This is a genomic window from Chthonomonas sp. (assembly GCF_035294505.1).
Classification (GTDB): Bacteria; Armatimonadota; Chthonomonadetes; order Chthonomonadales; family Chthonomonadaceae; genus Chthonomonas.
Window position 1 is genome coordinate 1 of the sequence record NZ_DATGKU010000008.1, and the last position, 2,542, is coordinate 2,542.

General features: G+C 54.3%; 2 rRNA genes. Both read right to left on the bottom strand.

Going from position 1 to position 2,542, the window contains the following annotated elements:
• Positions 1-2,106 (bottom strand): 23S ribosomal RNA (locus tag VKV18_RS00255); the annotation flags it as partial.
• Between the two features lie 303 nt (positions 2,107-2,409).
• Positions 2,410-2,542 (bottom strand): 16S ribosomal RNA (locus tag VKV18_RS00260); the annotation flags it as partial.

The window sequence follows — 2,542 nt, forward strand, 5'->3', positions numbered from 1 at the left end:
TATTACAATTTCACCGGGTCTCTCGTTGAGACAGCGCCCAAGTCGTTACGCCATTCGTGCGGGTCAGAACTTACCTGACAAGGAATTTCGCTACCTTAGGACCGTTATAGTTACGGCCGCCGTTTACTGGGGCTTCAATTCAGAGCTTCGCCTTATGGCTAACCCCTCCTCTTAACCTTCCAGCACCGGGCAGGCGTCAGCCCCTATACTTCGCCTTTCGGCTTCGCAGAGACCTGTGTTTTTGCTAAACAGTCGCTTGGGCCTTTTCACTGCGGCTCAACTCAACCCCCAGCAAAGTATGACTTTCCTGGGAACCCATTGAGCGCCCCTTCTCCCGAAGTTACGGGGCCATTTTGCCGAGTTCCTTAACGAGAGTTCTCCCGCGCGCCTTCGTGTTCTCCACGCGCCCACCTGTGTCGGTTTTCGGTACGGGCACCTACATACTCACTAGAGGCTTTTCTCGGCAGTGTGATGTCCGGGACTTCGGTACTGTGCTTCCCTCCCCATCACAGCTTGTGCTTACCAGTGCACGGATTTGCCTATGCACCACACTCACTGCTTGGACGGCCTCTTCCATTCGGCCGCTTCCCGTAACCTCCTGCGTCACCCCTTCGCTCAAGCGCATGTAAGTGGTACTGGAATTTCAACCAGTTGTCCTTCGACTACGCCTTTCGGCCTCGCCTTAGGTCCCGACTTACCCTGGGCGGACGATCCTTCCCCAGGAACCCTTGGGCTTTCGGCGGACAAGATTCTCACTTGTCTTTTCGCTACTTATACCGGCATTCTCACTTCCATTCGCTCCACCATGCCTTCCAGCACAGCTTCTCCGCCAATGGAACGCTCCCCTACCATGCATCTTCTGCATCCAAAGCTTCGGTGTCCGGTTTAGCCCCGTTACATTTTCCGCGCAGCGTCACTCGACCAGTGAGCTATTACGCACTCTTTAAATGGTGGCTGCTTCTAAGCCAACATCCTGGTTGTCTGTGCACCGCCACATCGTTCCCCACTGAACCGGTACTTTGGGACCTTAGCTGTTGGTCTGGGCTGTTTCCCTTTTGACCACGGATCTTAGCACTCGTAGTCTGACTGCCAAGCATGATAAAGCGGCATTCGGAGTTTGACTGAGCTTGGTAACCCGGGTAGGGCCCCGCACCCAATCAGTGCTCTACCTCCGCTTCTCTTCCCTTGACGCTAGCCCTAAAGCTATTTCGGGGAGAACCAGCTATCTCCGAGTTCGATTGGAATTTCTCCCCTACCCCCAGTTCATCCCCCGGCTTTTCAACGCCGGTGGGTTCGGGCCTCCATGCGGTGTTACCCGCACTTCACCCTGACCAGGGGTAGATCACCCGGTTTCGGGTCGATGGCAGCGAACTATTCGCCCTATTCAGACTCGCTTTCGCTTCGGCTCCAGCTTTCCCGCCTTAACCTCGCTCACTACCATCACTCGCCGGTTCATTCTACAAAAGGCACGCCGTCACAGCCTAAACTGCTCCGACTGATTGTAGGCACACGGTTTCAGGTTCTCTTTCACTCCGCTCCCGCGGTGCTTTTCACCTTTCCCTCACGGTACTCTTCACTATCGGTTGCCAGGGAGTATTTAGCCTTAGGAGGTGGTCCTCCCTGATTCCCACGGGGTTCCTCGTGTCCCGCAGTACTTGGGTGCCTGTGCAGAGTCTCATCGGTTTCGGTTACGGGGCTCTCACCCTCTATGGCCGGCCTTCCCATGCCGTTCTCCTACCGATGTGATTTCTTACTCTGTGCGTGCATTGCAGTGCACGCTCTCAGGTCCCGCTACCCCCAACTTGCAACGGCTGCAACCTTACACAAGCTGGGTTTAGGCTCTTCCGCGTTCGCTCGCCACTACTCACGGAATCACTCTTGTTTTCTCTTCCTCGAGGTACTTAGATGTTTCAGTTCCCTCGGTTACCTCTGCTTACCTATGTATTCAGTAAGCAGTACTGGCCCATGACGACCAGTGGGTTCCCCCATTCGGACATCCACGCATCTACGCTCGCTTACAGCTCCACGTGGCATTTCGGTGTTCGCCCCGTCCTTCTTCGGCTCCTGGCACCTAGGCATCCTCCGTGCGCCCTTCCTAACTTCACCAATGCGTTTTGCCACTTGCCTTCGGCAAGGCAAAATCGCAACGGTTTCTGTTTTAGCCGGCTTTTGGGCTAAAACATGAAACCGCATTTGCTTCCAAAGTGTCATTGCAACACCCTAGATGCAGTTCAGTTACCCATTTAAAACAACACGTTTAACCTAGTGTCGGTTATTACTGTAGGTTTATGATATCCAGTTTCCAAGGTACAGTTGAGTTCTCCAACCCTCATCGGGATGGTTCCCTCAAAACTAAACACCACCAAGAGAGTGACCTACAACCTGCTGCTGTAGGGTATTGCTCCGTAGAAAGGAGGTGATCCAGCCGCACCTTCCGATACGGCTACCTTGTTACGACTTCACCCCAATCATCAACCCCACCTTCGGCGGCTGGCTCCCTAAGGTTACCTCACCGACTTCGGGTGTTGCCGACTCTCGTGGT